This window comes from Paenibacillus sp. FSL R10-2788, assembly GCF_038003885.1.
GTDB classification, from domain to species: Bacteria; Bacillota; Bacilli; order Paenibacillales; family Paenibacillaceae; genus Paenibacillus_AQ; species Paenibacillus_AQ odorifer.
In genome coordinates this window covers 3584290-3601037 of the sequence record NZ_JBBOQA010000001.1, presented here as the reverse complement: position 1 = coordinate 3601037, position 16748 = coordinate 3584290, and the positions used below count along the sequence as shown (strand labels likewise).

General features: G+C 43.7%; 8 protein-coding genes. All 8 read right to left on the bottom strand.

Features of this window, described 5'->3' with window-relative positions; translation table 11 throughout:
* Positions 1–47: 47 nt before the first annotated feature.
* Positions 48–5654: a golvesin C-terminal-like domain-containing protein gene (locus NSQ50_RS15875; RefSeq protein ID WP_076223712.1), complete on the bottom strand. Its 5607-nt coding sequence runs from the start codon at positions 5652–5654 to the stop codon at positions 48–50.
* 296 nt (positions 5655–5950) lie between these two features.
* On the bottom strand, positions 5951–7159 hold the full coding sequence (locus NSQ50_RS15870) for an SGNH/GDSL hydrolase family protein (protein WP_076099125.1): 1209 nt from the start codon (positions 7157–7159) through the stop codon (positions 5951–5953).
* Between the two features lie 17 nt (positions 7160–7176).
* Positions 7177–9408 (bottom strand): FAD-dependent oxidoreductase, encoded by a 2232-nt coding sequence (locus NSQ50_RS15865; RefSeq protein ID WP_076223709.1) that lies wholly within the window; start codon positions 9406–9408, stop codon positions 7177–7179.
* A gap of 84 nt (positions 9409–9492) precedes the next feature.
* Positions 9493–11112, bottom strand: coding sequence for a response regulator (locus tag NSQ50_RS15860; RefSeq protein WP_256717050.1), 1620 nt, complete (start codon positions 11110–11112; stop codon positions 9493–9495).
* Positions 11113–11114: 2 nt separating this feature from the next.
* A complete protein-coding gene (locus NSQ50_RS15855; protein WP_076133081.1) occupies positions 11115–12854 on the bottom strand; it encodes a sensor histidine kinase in 1740 nt (579 codons plus the stop codon).
* Positions 12855–13044: 190 nt separating this feature from the next.
* Positions 13045–14631, bottom strand: a complete 1587-nt coding sequence (locus NSQ50_RS15850; RefSeq protein WP_036677074.1) for an extracellular solute-binding protein — start codon at positions 14629–14631, stop codon at positions 13045–13047.
* A 66-nt stretch (positions 14632–14697) separates the two neighbouring features.
* A complete protein-coding gene (locus NSQ50_RS15845; RefSeq protein WP_036677077.1) occupies positions 14698–15567 on the bottom strand; it encodes a carbohydrate ABC transporter permease in 870 nt (289 codons plus the stop codon).
* A gap of 13 nt (positions 15568–15580) precedes the next feature.
* Complete coding sequence (locus NSQ50_RS15840; RefSeq protein WP_036677080.1) at positions 15581–16528, bottom strand: ABC transporter permease; 948 nt, start codon at positions 16526–16528, stop codon at positions 15581–15583.
* Between the last annotated feature and the right edge of the window lie 220 nt (positions 16529–16748).

Sequence of the window (16748 nt, the reverse complement as noted above, 5' to 3'; positions counted from 1 at the left end):
GAAATAAAAAGCCGAATGGATCGTTCTCATCCACTCAGCTCATAGGTTTATTTTACAATAATCTGTATAGTATCACTTTCCGTAGTTCCACTTCCATTCATAAACTCACAGTGATATTGATAAATGCCAGGAGTTTTCCCTGAGATTTGTGTAATGGCCGATTGAGCACTTGGTGTTTGTGAAGATAAAGATTGCGTTTCAATGAGTTCGCCATTTTCATATAATCGATATTGTGCTGCGTTCGTGCCCCACCACATATTAGCAGTAATGTTATAGTCCCCATCTTGATCCCAGTTGTCACTAGACAACACAGGTTTGCCGGGATTCGCTTCAGTCACGGTGACGGTGTGTGGATCACATGAAGTCGTTCCATACAAATTCGATAACTCACATGTATACACATAGGTTCCATTCGGCTTTCCTTGAATAGGAATAATGGAAGTCTGGGCAGCAGGCGAAACATCGGCCAGTGACTTCGTTTGGATCAATTGGCCATTCTCGTACAACTTATACAGTGAGCCATTGTTTCCCCACCACATATTCATCGTAACTTCGTAATTGCCATCATTTATGCCTGTGGCAACACCGCTGTTATTCGAAAGTGCCGGTTTACCTGGCACCCTATTTGCAAGCAATTCCGGGCTAACGGAATGCCGTTCGAACTTGACTGCATCAGCCCTCGTATAAATCATATCGGCAGGTAGAGTTGGCGGATCTACCGTTGTGGGAGTAACCCTGGTTAGACGAACGTACTCGCTGCCGTCTCCAGTAAAGTCGAACGTTCCTAGATTAACCCAACCTGAGGAGCCGACGGTTGCATCAATATACGTGACCTCGGTAACCGACTGATGCTTCACTTCTACTTTGACATAATTATCGTTTGCCGTCGTATGGACGAGCTTGTAGATGGAGACCGTATATTTCCCCTCTGGGAACTGGCCTTTCCACGTCGCTGATGATCCTTGCACGGTAGAGTAACGGGACTTAACCCCAATTTTGTATCCGGCTAAATTGCTTTGGCTCCAAGATCCTTCTGTTGTGTATAACCCAGTCGTATTCGTGCTGTCGACAATAACCGTTAAGTCCCTGATCGCAATTGTCAAAGACGGCGTTGTTAAGGTCACCCCGTCAATCGTTACAGTGGCCCATACCTCAATATGATCCGTTTCTCCGTCGAGACTTAGAAGGGTCAACATACCGCTACTGTCCACTTCAGCCAGATCGGTTCGATCAACGAAATATTGCACATTTGCCTGTGATAGATCACCAATCAGACCGTTATCCAAATAGCCGGTCACGCTTAGTTGTGCGGTTTGAGTCATTTGCAGTTCACTCCGATCCGACAGGATCACCACAGACTCCAATTGCGGCATACTTTTTGGATCGACCCACATCATCGCATCGGCAACTACCCGTGACTTGTTGGCCTTATTGGTTAACTCGACATATCCGCTATAGCCTGCTGCAAAAGGATAATCTCCCAGGTGCACCCAAGTCCCATTGGCCGTTGTCTCATCAACGGTAACCGTCTCGGAGCCTCCACTATAATAAACGGTAAATGAGGCATTCGTTGCCCAATTTTCACTTGTAGCGGTTATTTGCGGAAGCTTGTAATACACACTGTAAGTAACACTTTCCGGCAGCTCAGGCTGCCATTTAATTCTGCTTGTCGCTGTGCCGGCAGCCGATTTGGCGTACACATAGTTATCATAGTAATAGTCGTTAGCGGTTGTATCCCGTATCCAGACGCCTTCTGTCTCCGCCTCCGTATTATCCACAATGATCGATGAACCCTTCTGCCAATCCGGTTGAACCGGAGTTTCTTGTACCTGATCAGGCAAATAGAGTGTCCGCTTGCGAGTCTGTTTCCCGTCCGATTCCACATAATAAGTGAAGGTTTGGGATAAATCGTTTACCCGTATCGACCATTCCATCGGATAAATCGTATCTGGAATCGTCGTATACGTCGCCCCGCCATCCAAGGAATAATGGATCGTCGCTGGTTTTGTCGTTTTTGCCTGCACATAAGCATCATAGGCCGTTTCGTCGGGCTTGACGATCAGCATACCTTTAACCGCATCTATAGGGCTGTGGATATCGAAGAAATAGCTTGCCTCCGATGTATCAGCAGTTCTGACCTGGTGCAGCGGCACATCAATGTTGAGTCCTTCTACAATGATAGCGGTTATTCCCTTGCTTGAAACCGTGGCTTGAATGATTCCGCCACTCATAACCGTTTGCTCTGGTGTGCCATTGTCGCGGATGATGGTTACGGTATAATCTTGTGCCGGGTTGAACCCAATGATTTGCGCATTCAATTCGATAGGAGTCTGGACTTCAGCTGACGATTCGTTGCTTAACCCGATGTAGAATTTATTCCCGCTCTCTCCCGTTATCCAGTTCAATTGAGGATGGTTGGTCTTAATAATCCCCTTGGGCATCCAGAGCCAAACGTCGGAATTACCGTAAAAATGACCTGGTTTGTTTCCATAGAGGTGATATTTGAACCATAAAAAATTAGTTTCAAATACAGTAGGGAATGTAATACTACCATTCGATTTCAACGATTGTTCGCTGATCAAATAATCCATCGTTTGCCCGAGTTGTCCCGGGATATGGTGATAATATATAGATGTAGCCCCGCTTGGGCCTTCCAGAGGAAACTCTGGTTCAAGTTGGCTAACGGCGAAGCCCTTATAGTAATAACCTGGATAACTGGAATATCGACCAATAACCGCATTATGAGCAATATCCTGCAGCAGTTTATCACCTGTATAGAGCGACAATCTCAGCATGAATGGAGCTTCCTGAGCATTCATCCGATAATAGCCAGTTGTACTTCCCGCTTCAAACGTCAATCCATTGGGAGATACAAGCTCACTATCCGCTTGTACGCCTCCGGCTACATCTTCTGGGAGCTTGATCCGAGGATATTGATATTTACCACTTTCCGGCCAGTGGAACGACTCCGCGTAATTATACGTCTCAGGCTGCGGAATCGTAACGGCACCTTCAGGAACCGGACGAGCAACGAACATCGTTGCATACCGTTTGGCTTCCTTATAAGCAGCATTTAAGTATTTGGGATCCTGAGTTTCCTCGTAAAGCTCCAAGATCTCCATCCACAGCTTGCTATAATAATAAATGAACTCATTTTTACTCACATTAACAGATGCAGGCGTGTCAATATGCTGCATGATATAGCTGTCGGCTGCATCCTTGGCAGCCTGTAAATAATGCGCATCTCCCGTCATACGATACATCATCAGGGGCTGAATGACAGGACCGCGGTCTTTCTGGTCAGGATCACGCACGAGGTACTCTTCCTGTGCTAGCGCCCCAATTCCTGCCGAAGTACCCATCATCTGATTGACAGCGGCTACGCTTGAAAAATCAAACGGCAAGGTTGCCATTTTCCATAACGACGGCACACCGTATACTGGCTTCTGCGTCGGCGACCAACCTATGCCATTTCGCGATAAGCCATACTGGACGGACGGCAATGCTCTCGTATCGTAAAGCTGGTCATCCCCAGTCAAATAGTAAGCCCCCAAAAGAACCGCATTCGAGCTTGTTCGAACGCTATCCTCGTTTTCGATGTCAATGAAGCCCTTGGCACGGCTCCACCACCCGCTGGGTGACGGGACATAATCAACAGAGTCATCTCCTTGCGGCTCTATCTTAAGTAAATCGATCATATTGAACATCGCGTCAGTAAGCGACTGATCTGATACATTCTCACGGTATGCAGAATAACCGTACTCTTTGCGAAGAATATCCGCGTAGGACTCATACAAATTGCTTTTTTGAGCGATTAGTCCCATATGAAATTGATAAGTGCTTTCTGCGTTCATTTGCGAATAGGTCCCTAATTGAGGAGCATACAAGATTGGCTGCACGCTGCCTTCGTTGTTGACAAGGCTCATGCCGAGCCTTTGCTTCGTAACACCTCCCGTCGGTTCAAATTCAACCGGAAGCTCATCCGACGGTACAAATACCCCATACGTCAATGGATTCCCCGAACCGTCATTCTTCTCAACCAGACTCATCGGAGCGCTCAGTTCCCTTAAGCTTGTTGATTCCACTGAACCTACCATTTTGGCGTGTGATCTGAAACCATTTAACACTTCATTGACACCTGAGATTTGCTCTGTTGTGAAGGACTGATAACCGATTACATAATTGCCATCCCTGCGAGGTGTAAAGGCGAAGGAAACATCAGGTTTGTCCCCTGACATAGACCAGTTCACTTGTAAATCGTAATCGCTTTCATGTGATGAATCGGTTAATATCGCCGTGTGGCTGTCGGGGAAGTCGATCTCGTCGAATGTAATCCAGTGTTTGTTCATCGTATCGTAGTAATTGGTACGACTCCCCGCATTCCCATCCAATAAGACCCATTGTTCTTCAAGTCTTTCAGACACATTATTGACAGGTACCCAGTTCTCCGTATCCGTGTCCTTGTAGAACAAATCACGAACGATGGATTTGCCACCATCCCAAGCTGCTTCATAGAAGGTTGCTTTATAGCCGGCATTCTCGATGCTGCCTTTTTCCGTGTAACTGAGATTCGCCAATGTACGGCTGCGCAGCGGAGGCAACGGCGGAGCTTGCTGCCGGATATTCCCTTCAAATTTGACCGCATCGGCCCGCGTAATGATCTTTCCGGTCGTAGGTTGTGTTCGAGTCAGTCTGACAAATTCGCTATCATCACCACTGAAATAATATGACCCCAAATCAACCCATCCGGCCGATGGTCCCGACGAGGGTCTCAGATCCATAAACATGACATCTGTAATCCCATTGTGAACAATTTCGATTTTAACATTACTGTCTGCTTTGTCCGCCCAATCAAGCTTGTTGAATGAAATTTTCGCCGTCCCTGCTTCTAATCGCGGATTCCATGTGATGCTTCTTCCTACTGCATCGGTAAATTTGGAACTGGAATTATTATATCCCTTCACTCCCGTACTTGTAGTCCAATCAGGAGCGGAGAATCCGTTATTTGCGTTATTTACATCAGTGGTGACGACATCATCAATCGTGATGCTTCCATCATCAATGATGATCGTCTTATGAGGTTCTTTTTGCTGAATATTACCTTCGAACTTGACCGCATCTGCACGAGTAAGTATCGTGCTGGTTGTGCTGGTAGACCGAGTTAATCTAACGAATTCGTTACCCACTCCGGAAAAATAGTACTCTCCCAAATCAACCCATCCCACAGAAGCGCCAAATGAAGGTCTCAAATCCATAAAAAGAACATCCGTCGTTCCATTGTGGACGATTTCAATTTTTACATTGCTATCTGCTTTATCTTCCCAGTTAAGCTTGTATAACGAAATTCTCGCCGTTCCCGCTTCCAATCGTGGATTCCATGATATCGTTCTGCCTGCTGTACTCGTATATTTGGAACTGGAGTTATCATACCCCTTCACCCCTGTACTTGTGGTCCAATTCGGAGCCAAATATCCGTTGTTCTCGTTACCCACATCAGGTGTCACAACATCATTGATCGTGATGCTCCCGTCATCGATGATAATCGTCTTATACGGTAAGGTCTCTGCATAAGCGGTCCTTATTCCGTCTAGGCTGAAAGGAACTAATATCGTCACGATGAAAACGATTAAGAAAAACAGCTTCCTTTTTATCATACAACTCACAGCCTCCCTTAAGTTGATAACGCTTTCAAAATAATAAAACCCTCCTTTGTTCGAAGATCATAAAGAAGCGATCAGCCGTATCCTTCTGGCTAATCCCGCTCCGTCGTTTTTATCATAGCATGTCACAGAACTGTGAAATTTCTTTGATTTCAAGAATTTCTTATAAGATTTTAAGCAAGAAGAAACGACTTTGTCTTCCTTTAAAAAAGAGACCTACATCATAACTGGCCGCTCAACTGCAGTCAGTATAAAATAGGTCTTTCAATTGGATAAAACCTTTAGATTAATTATAATGGCGGCTGCACCAATAACAACTTCCCAAGCTGGATCACCGTTTGATCATACCAATCTGGATGCTGCCGGACATGCTCAATACTTCGTTCATTGCCGCATGCCTCAAACACAGCCGCTTTGTCTGTCTTTTCGGTATCGACTTCGAAGCGAACTGTATGTTTCCCATTCGGGAGCTCTGGCAAGAATACATACTGATTACGATTATGATCGTTGTGTAGTGTGAATCGATCGACAATAAAGGGTTCTCCACCATCCACCGACACCTTCAATCTGCCAGAATCAGGCCCCCCGATATCAAATAATCCGATATGGGTTCCCTCGAACTGCACCGTGATAGCCTCTCCAGGATCGACTGCTCGCCATAGGCCGGGGAACAACCAATTGTACTCGCGCACTAAAGCACAATCATCCGGAGTCATGTAAGACCATCCTGCGGAAAAATCGGTAAGACTATCCAGTGACAGCATGGTCGCATACTCCCATGGATTAGCCGGAACCAACGGATTCTGAGGTAAGTGATGTACTGACCTTCCCGGATGATCTTGAAGTTCTCTAATTTTCTCAAATGACCGGGTGATCGTATCCGTGTAAATCTGGTGTCCTTCAGGAATAGTCGGATGGATCGAATCATGCGTAAAAACAACGGCTCCGGAAATGGACACGTCTTCCCTTGAGGTAAAAACGAGTTTTCCCTCCGACACCAAGTGACTGACCTCTACGCCTAGATGAATCGAAGGAATGCCGTAATAGTCGGCCACTTCCTCTTGCATTATAGCCCCCTTCTGGTATTCCCCAGACTGAAATAAGGCCACATCCCGCTCCTTCAGCGTATAAACGAACAGGATATCAGTAAACCGGTTCCGCTTGCGGATCTGACGGACAATCCCTTCGATACGCGCCTTGGATTCGGGATCTCCGCCATCGTTACCGACAAATTCAACAAATACTAGATCAGGCCGATGACGCAGTACATCTGTCTCCAAACGGGCACAGCCCAAATCCGATCCTGTCCCATCAATGCCTGCATTCACAGAGCGGATATCCGCCTTAGGATATTGCTTACGAAGCCAATCCGCCGTCATGACCCTGTAGCCTTCAGAACGTGTATTACTGCCGCCGAAATAGACGATTGTTACGGTATCCCCATTTTCCAATTTTTGAATTATATTGGGGAGCCCTTTACGAGGGAATAATTCCTTCATCGTGACTTCACCTGACCTCATTTATCGATTTTAGGAGCAAACAATTTTACAGCAAACACTTCGAAATAAGGCGAACCATAAGTTGCGCAGAAATTAATCCGGATTCGGGATACACGTTTCTCATCCACCTTATGTTTATTCAAGGTGAGATAATTCCCACGAGTTATGATTGTCCTATCGGTTCCGTCTTCTAAGGTCAAGGTCATATCATAATCTTGAATAAGGGACTCGATCGGATCGTTGAAATGCTCCAAATCCAGCTGCGAATTAAAAACAAGATGGATTTCGTCCAGATTTTTGGGGCTTGTAAAACAGAATTCCAACCATTCCTGTCCTTTCGAATGTTCAGAAATCCAGCCGTTCGGTTGGCCATAAGGTCTGGAGTAGCCATTGACAACATTCTCAGGACTATACATATTCTGAGCTGGCATCAGGTCCTTAAAGCAAATGCTTTTATTGAATTTCTTCAGCCTGGACGGCTCTTCCGGCCTATAATGGAAGCTGACCGCACCTGTCAATTTCTCTTCATTACCGTATATGGCAAGGCTCGCCGTGCCCTCCAATATGATGTAGATTTTGTCGTCAGCCGGTTTCTTGCAGTCCAAGTCTAGCGTAATCCAGTCGTCATGACCGGCTGTAATAACCAAGTGGTAGTCTCTCAACTCGCTGGTTGGAATGTAGTTTTCCTTCCGTTCCCCGCCAAACAGCTTCACATGTAGAGTTTCCGAATGCTTGGACCTATTTTTAATTTTGATCCGTACGCTTTCAGCCACGGATGTCTGAATCGGCAAGACCAAACATAACCCTTTCTCCAAGGAAATCTCTTCGGTTGGATGAAGATTGTCATAACTGCGCTGAGACGAGGCACGAATAGTTAATCCGTCAGCGAAGTAAGGATCCAATTCTTCTTGAAGGCCTACAATGGTTTGCCCGTCTCGAAGCAGTAGCGCCTGCAGCTCCCCCATATGAGCTTCGCCTATGGCCGCGGGGTCTACCTCATATTTCGAGCACAAAGAAGCAGCTGTTCCAACCGCCTGCCCCATACAACCGCAGGTTGCCATAACCCTTGTAGATCCGAAAGCCACATGGGTAGCACTTATATTGCGACCAGCGAACAAGAGATTAGGAATATTTCGTGAATATAAACTGCGGAAAGGGATATTGTACAATCCGGGCACGAAATTCCAAGCTGTAGCCGGCCCCTCATCGTAGATGCCCTTATTAGCATGTAAATCCATATACCATCCACCGACGGATACAGCATCTTCGAAATGCGGCTTTGCTGTGAGATCGTTCTGAGACAACATGTGATCCCCAATAAACCTCCTCGACTCCCGCTTTCCCGGGATCGGGCATACATAATCCAAGATGAGATTGTCTACATCATCAAATTCACCGCTATTTTTGAGATAATCCCAAATCCCGTACACCAATTTCCGCAGTTCCAACGCGATGTCTTCATTATTTTTGATAATATCCATATGTCCGCCGTATTCCAGCCACCACAATCCGCCAAGCCCGTTGATTTTTCTTGGAAAAGCCCGATGGTTCAAGCCTTTTCTGATACTATCGAAAAAGGCTAACTTCGTAATATCATACGCAAAGCCAGGTCTTTTGTATGGAACGGAATATCCTACGTCACGGGCTTGAAACAGGATCGTATCGCCCATGGTGTAATGGTCCGCCACTTCAGGAGCCAATTCTTCCTTGTATTCATGTTTCGCTTCTCTCCCCCATCGGAAGAGAGCACCTGCCTGATATCCGACAACTCCATCTCCGGAGCAATCGATATAGGTTCGGCTTTCAAAACGAAATTTCCTTTCGGAAGCCAATTGAAGGCCCTCCACCCATTTAATTCTGCCGTTCTCCATGCCCGTTTCATGCACGCATGTATTCAGAAATAGAGAAATGTTAGGCTCAGCATAGACCATATCCAACAAGACCGTATCCGAAAGCGAAAGCATCAGCTTCTTGTTGTATAACGGATTATAGTGGAAAATCTTCAACTTGAGTTCTTCCACCAACCCTCCTTCGCGTGCATAATAGGATGGACTGTTTCCGAGATATGCCGACCCGTTGATATGAACCCTGACCTCGCTGCTCGCATTTCCCCCAAGAACCGGTCGATCATTAATAAGTGACACTTGCAGCCCTTGGCGTGCGGCAGCAATGGCAGCGCATATCCCAGCAATACCTCCGCCGACGACGGTTACATCTGCTTTAATAAGCTCCATTTTGATAACCTCCATGATTAGATCCTTCTATCATGGTAATCCTTTTGCTCCCTTTTTTTTTACATGATTTCGCGAAAAAATCACACATTTTTTGCAACCTTAATTGGATTCATACCGTGTCATTTTTATCCGATATTGCTTAGGAGTATCACCCGTATATTCTTTAAATAATTTGCAAAAATAACCTTCATTCACAATTCCTACTTCCTCGCACAATTCCAATATAGAATAATCCTGAACATTTAACAGCTCGAGAGCTAATTGGATTTTTTTACGATTGATGTAGCTGATAACGCCCTCGTTCATTGTTTTTTTGAATAAGCTGCTAAAATACGATGGAGCTAAATTCACTTCCTCGGCAATCGCCTCGAGCGTTAATCGCTGTTTCAGGTTTTTCTCTATAAACCGCATAGCACTCATGATTTCTATACGATGTAAAAGTTGGCCAGCGTGTACATATTCGAAGGTAAAGTCGCCAATATAGGCAAGCTGCTCCCGAAAAGCTAAAAATTCTATGGGAAACTCTGCTACTTCCGTGGCCAACTTGTTCCCCGATTTAAACTTCACAATAATGTCTCTGTACAAGTCTCGTAGCATAGGCGCCATGATGGACTTATGGATTTTATGGTCCGTAACAAATTGGTTCAGATCAGCAAATGCTTTCTCCAGCTCTTCCTTGGAAACCTTTCTTTTCACCCCAGCAAGAAAATCAGCCAGTTTCTGCTGAAATTCTTCTTTTCTGTCATTATGGTAATGGAACCGATGCATGGGTGTTTTTACTACTTTCTCTGTATGATAATAGAAATCATCACTCACATTTTGTGCTTCCGTGTAAGCTTGTTTGATGGATTCCCAGCCTCGGTGCTGACCTCCAAAAGCGACAGATACCCTTTGATTCAAATATTGATGCAAATGGGAGACGATCTGCCCCCCCAGTGTCTGGCAATCATATTCCGTTTCCAGATCACTACGATTATTTTCCCAGGAAAGAAAGCCAATAAAACGATTATCGGATAGATCCGCAGCTACACCACTGCCGCCATTCATCACCGTTTCTTCGATTATATTTGTAATCGCATACCGCAAGATGTTTTGATCAGACGCTGAATAATCGTTTCGGAAACTTTCATACATATTCATTTCGACAATGAAGCAGCGATAGTTGGCTTGAAAAAAATGGAACTGCATGCGATTGGCAAAATCCGATGCCCGATGAGAAGGAATTTCGCCTCTGATAAGCTCGTTAAAAAATTGCTTGCGGACTCTATATTTATTTTCAAGCACGGATACGTTTAACGATTGAAATTCCGCTTCTTTTTTCTTTACCTCATTTAAAATCCCGGCTGCCTTATCTAAAGCTCGATCCAAATCCGCGTCCCTGAGCGGAACCTTAACAATGTACTCCAATACGTTGGCTTGAATAGCTCTCTGGGCGTATTCAAAGGATGAATAAGCGGTCAAAAGAATGAATTGGGTATGGGGAAGCTTTGGCTTTAGCTGCTCAATCATGGAAATCCCATCCATTCGCGGCATAACGATATCAGATATTACGATATCCGGTTTAAGCTTTACGATCTCCTCTATCCCTTTCAGCCCATTATTCGCTTTTCCCACTAAATGAAATCGCCTATCCCTAAGGGAGAGCTCGTGAAAAAACAATTCCAATCTCTGTATGATTAGATCTTCATCGTCAACAATGAAGCAGGTGTAGTCTCTCATCATCATGCATCTCCTTTAAACAAGCCTGCTGGGAATAAGGCGCGAACCCGGGTTATTTCCTTAGGTATGCTAATGATTTGGAGTCCGAATTGTTCTCCGTAGTGAAGTCTGATTCGGTCATGAATATTGTTTAACCCGATTCTTTTTCTTTTCAATTCCACATCCCCCGGTTCTGAAATTAAAATATGCTTTATTTTATCAGCTGGAATTCCCTCGCCTTGATCAACTACTTCTATGATGACATTGCCGCCCTCCCTGTACGCATGAATAGTAATAGGGCCTTCGATCCCCCCTCCGTTATAACCATGGAAGATACTATTCTCCACAAGGGGCTGCAGCAGCATTCGAAAAACCGGAAAATCTATTAGCCCTGCCTCGATATTTTCGATTAAGTGGAAGTTTCTGTTGTAGCGGATGTTCTGGATCGCGATATAGTCTGATACATTTTGCAATTCCTGACGCAGTGATACCTTCTCCGAAGCGTCGGCTATCCCATATTCCAATATTGAAATGAGAGACTCGATCACCACATCTACTTTCTCTATTTGTCCGAGTCGTATGACATTGCTGATAGAACCAAGCGTGTTATATAGAAAATGAGGGTTTATTTGAGACTGCAGCACTTGAATTTCCAGCTTGCGTTCAAGTTCATTATGAAGCTCTGCTCCCCGAATCAGTTCCACAATTTGCTGCAGCATACGATCGAATGCTCGGGAGAGATCTCCAAACTCATCGTTTCGGTTAATCGATATTGTAGTTGTGAGGGAGCCTTGCTCCACCCGCTTCATTTTTGTTTTGAGTGCATAGAGCGGGTTCCTTATATATTTGGCAATAAAGAAGGAAACGAACAGACTTAAGAGAAAACCAGCAGCTAGAAGCTCGATATAATAGGTTTCCAATCTGGATAAAGCAGCTTTCAAGCGTGATTCATCGTTGATTGAGATGATGGTCCAGTTGAATTTTTCAGTCGGTTTTTTCAGAAGGGAGACTTGAATCCCCTCCTTGGTGTGCAGTTGAAGGTTTGTTTCTGTAGTATCCAGAATTTGTTCCGCTGACGTTTCACCGATTGAAAAAGTATGATCTTGAACATTCAGGGGGCCTTTATTTTCCGAAAATCCGGCAATGATTTTTCCCGATGCGGTGATTAGAGCCAAATTCATTTGTTCTTTTTTATTAATCTTGAACAAGGTATCTTCAATGGCATTTAGATCTAAATCTACTGCAATGGCCATAGGAAACGGAGCGCTGTTCAGATATCGGACCATCGTAACTGTCCAGCCGGAATATTTAGATTTGTAAGGATCACTGACAAATGTAATTCTTCTATTCTTGTCAGCTGCATCAAACAATGGTTCTCTTTCAGCTAAAGGTTCATCAAATATTCGGGTAGGTGTACTTCCGCCTAGAATAGATAAATCGCTTTTGATCAAATAAATATTACTGACGTAATTACTGTTGAGTTCATACAGCTCTCTTAATTGCTTTTTAATCACGTCCGGATTGTCAATGTTGGCTTTCACCGATGACTCGACCGAGAACAGCATGGTCTGGAAGGAGGAGAAATTAACTGTGAAATACTGATCAATCTTATCAAGTATCTGGTTGGTGTAATAAATGTCAGAGGTTCTTATTTCCTTTTGGACATAGCGATAAGACAATTGGCTTATCAAGATTATGCAGCTTAATACAAATGCAAACACGATAAAAAATAGTTTTAAAGGCAAGCTGATTCTTCTTCGCATCGATCATCTTCCTTTTAAATCTGTAATAAACAAATAATAGCATATGATAAGAAGAAACGCCTTCGGCGTCCTTTTTAAGGACGATAAGCGTTTCTTCGAAAAATAGAAGGATAAAGGATAAAGTAAAACTTATACTTTCTTATATTTCAATAAAGAGAGGGGCTAATTATAGCCGCTCTCTTCGTTTGATTTACTTGATTAAGCCTGCTTCTTTAAATTGCTTGATTACTGAGTCTTTATACTTCTGCATGTCAAACTTAGTTTCCAATGTATTGAGGAAATTGTCCCAGTTCGAAAGAGGCTCTTTGCCAGTCATAAATTTGACCAAGCTTTCATTAATGTAACGTTGGCGGTCAGCTGCCAATGAATCGTTCGGGTCTTCAGTCAATAAATTCCCGGGCAACGTAGCCGCCACGTATTTCTGATTGTTCTCAAAAGCTTCTGCCGTCTTAGGATTCTGGAAGCTGAAGTACTCAGCATCATCACCACGACGCGGCATTCTATAATGATCGACCCATAAGTACTTTTCTTTCATTTCCTTAGATAATTCGGAGGTTTTATTTTTGATCTTGCCGTCTACCAAATCCCAATGAATCCCTTTAATTCCGTATGCAAAATTCGGATAAGCTTCTTTGTCCGTAAAGAGATAATTCAGCATGGACAAGATCCGAATGATTTTGTCCTTATCCGCTTTCTTGGATATGGCCCATGAATTGCCTTGGAACGATTTTCTCTCTACAATTTGATCACCATAAGGACCTGTCATTGGAGGAATAACGATCCATTCCGGCACCTCTCCACTGATTTCTTTCATTTTTTGCTGATAATCTGGTTCCAGCCTGCGGGCATCCCTTATCATGAAGCCAACTTTACCCTTAAATAACTTTTGGTCCAATAAATCGGGAGTATTCATCGTCACCCAGTCTGGATCTACAACTTTAGCTTCCATCATTTTATTGATATAAGCGAGTGCTTCTTTCATTTTTGGGTCGGTAAACAGGAACACTGGTTCATTGTCTTTCACATCAATGGCTGAGGGAGGATTGACACCAAACATCCACATCAAACTATCGAAGCCGTAGGTTTGCAGATTACCTTCTTTATTCATTCCACCTATGAATCCGTACGTATCATTTTTGCCATTGCCGTCAGGATCTTTCTCTGTAAAGGCTTTCATAACTTCAAATAGCTCGTCAGGTGTTGTTGGCACTTCCATATTCAGCTTTTTCAGCCAATCATTACGGATAAAGAAGCTTCGACTAATACCGTTTACGTTATCATAACCTGGAACCCCAATGGTTTTTCCCTGATAGGACATCGCCTCCCAGGAGTCGTTGCTAAAACGTTTCTGCAATTCAGGAAATTGATCCAGATACGGTGTCAAATCCGCAAGAACGCCTTGGTCATAATATTGTGCGAGATCAGCCCGGCTCTTTAAGAAGATCAAATCTGGAATATCTCCGCCAGCAATGAGCGTATTTAATTTAGTCGTTGCTTGCCCTGATTGAGGAATCATCATTTCCAAGTCGATATTTACTGCTTTCTCCAACATTTGACGTTGGATATCTTCTTCACGGGGAGGAATCGGAGCAGCAGCATTGAAAGTTCCTTGGTTAAACATCGAAATTTTCAATTTGGTTTCAAAGGGACTAGACTGGCCTTGTGAATTACCCGAAGCTGTCGATGTAACCTCTTTTTGTTCCCCACAGCCTGACAATACTGTTCCCACACCGACCATTGCTGTCAGAATAGCAAATGTAATCGCTTTACGTTGCATAATGACCTCTCCTTTGCTTCTATATTATCACGGTTTCCCCGTAACAACTCAGGTTGGAATATCTTTTTAACCTTTAACCGATCCCAAGAGCACACCTTTGGTAAAATGCTTTTGCATAAATGGGTAAACGATCAAAATCGGAACTGTAGTTACGACAACTGCTGCCATTTGTATAGCGAACGTACTAACAGCTCCGGTATTGGCAAGCGAATCAGCACTTTGTGTTGCGACGTTAAGCAGGATGTTGCGCAAGATCACTTGAAGCGGCATTAAGTTGGAATCATTGATATAAACAATAGCATCGAAGTAACTATTCCAATGCCCGACTGCGTAAAATAAAGAAATTGTGGAAAGGACGGGCAAGGACAGAGGTAAAATGATCCGCCATAACGACTGAAGTTCACTTGCACCGTCTACCCTCGCTGATTCCTCGATTTCAGCAGGCAATTGCTCGAAAAAGCCTTTAATGATTACCAGATTAAATGCACTAATGAGATTTGGAATAATCAATACCCACGGACTGTTTAGCAATCCCAGAGAGCGGACTAGTAAATAAGTCGGAATTAATCCTCCCCCAAACATCATGGTAAAGACAATGAATAGTAAAAATGGGCTGCGACCCGGCAAATATTTCTTGGATAACGGATATGCCGCGATTACCGTAAAGAACACATTGAGAGCAGTCCCTACAATCGTTCGAAACAATGTAATTTTATACGCCTGCCCAATACCATGAGAAATAAATACTTCTTTATAGGCTAGAAAGGTAAAGGTTTCTGGTATAATAACAATTCCTCTTCTTAGCACTTCCGATTCTGGCGTTACTGAAACAGCAACCACATATAGAAAGGGTAGTAAGCAAAGTAGAGCTAGCAAAATAAGAATAAAATAAACGAATGCTTGCCAGACCTTTTCTCCGATTGTCAAATTGATCATTTTGATAACCACCTCACCAAATTTGCCCATCGAATTTTTTGGCGAGCTTATTCGCTGCCAACACTAAAACAAATCCGATGACCGCTTTAAATAATCCCACAGCAGTAGCCAAGCCAATCTTAAGTCGCTCGAGCCCTTCACGGTATACCCATGTGTCGATAATGTCGATCTTCTCCTGATTAAAGCTGTTGGCAAACATGAATATTTGGTCAAAACCAGCATCCAGAATATGGCTTAATTTAAGGATCAGCATCAGAATCATAACGCCTCGAATGCCGGGAAGTGTTACATGCCATAGCTGTCTCCACTTGGAAGCGCCATCAATTCTAGCCGCTTCATATAAGCTTGGATCGATTCCTGCTAATGCTGCAAGGTACAATATCGCTCCCCATCCAATATCCTTCCATATTTCAGATAAGATGATCAGCAGTCTGCCCCAGGCAGGTTCCGTTAGGAATGAGATGGGTTCAACTCCAGTTTCCTTCAAAATCATGTTAAAAAGACCATCCCCTGGGGCTAGTAATGCCACCATCATTCCATAAACAATGACCCATGATAGAAAGTGGGGTAAATAAGTGATCGTTTGTACGATTTTCTTAAACCATTGGGTATAAACTTCATTGAGCAGCAAAGCAAGTATGATAGGAGCTGAGAAACCAAACAACAGCTTATACAGGGATATGATAATCGTATTTCTCATGATGTCCCAGAAATAAACGCCGTTCATAAAATCTGTGAAATTTCTAAATCCCACCCATGGGCTATCCCATAGTCCCAAAGCTAGGTTATAGTTTTTAAAGGCAATAATGATTCCCGCCATAGGAATGTATTTGAATACGGCAAAGTAAACTAATGCCGGGAACAAGAGAGCGTACATCACTTTATACTTTTTTATCGTCCTTATCCATGAGTTCCGCTTTTTGGGGAGGGGAATGGCGTCCGCTGCCAATTTTGCTTGCATATCATCACCTCGTCTTTATTTGTATTTGTATAATAGCATCTCGTTATTGGATAAATTTCTGTAATTTCAAGAATTTCTTATAAGATATTAAGTAAGTACAGCCTCGGATAATTCGAATACAATAGGCATGATTGTCTTGCATTAAAGCTCGTACAATAACTCTGACACGAAAGTTTGAGTATAGACCAAATACAATCCTGAGGTCCCAAACAAAAAAAGC

Coding starts and splice junctions, on each gene's coding strand:
- NSQ50_RS15870 (WP_076099125.1), bottom strand. CDS start 7,159: ATGAAGGAATTATTCCCTCGTAAAGGGCTCCCCAATATAATTCAAAAA.
- NSQ50_RS15840 (WP_036677080.1), bottom strand. CDS start 16,528: ATGCAAGCAAAATTGGCAGCGGACGCCATTCCCCTCCCCAAAAAGCGG.
- NSQ50_RS15850 (WP_036677074.1), bottom strand. CDS start 14,631: ATGCAACGTAAAGCGATTACATTTGCTATTCTGACAGCAATGGTCGGT.
- NSQ50_RS15860 (WP_256717050.1), bottom strand. CDS start 11,112: ATGAGAGACTACACCTGCTTCATTGTTGACGATGAAGATCTAATCATA.
- NSQ50_RS15865 (WP_076223709.1), bottom strand. CDS start 9,408: ATGGAGGTTATCAAAATGGAGCTTATTAAAGCAGATGTAACCGTCGTC.
- NSQ50_RS15855 (WP_076133081.1), bottom strand. CDS start 12,854: ATGCGAAGAAGAATCAGCTTGCCTTTAAAACTATTTTTTATCGTGTTT.
- NSQ50_RS15845 (WP_036677077.1), bottom strand. CDS start 15,567: ATGATCAATTTGACAATCGGAGAAAAGGTCTGGCAAGCATTCGTTTAT.
- NSQ50_RS15875 (WP_076223712.1), bottom strand. CDS start 5,654: ATGATAAAAAGGAAGCTGTTTTTCTTAATCGTTTTCATCGTGACGATA.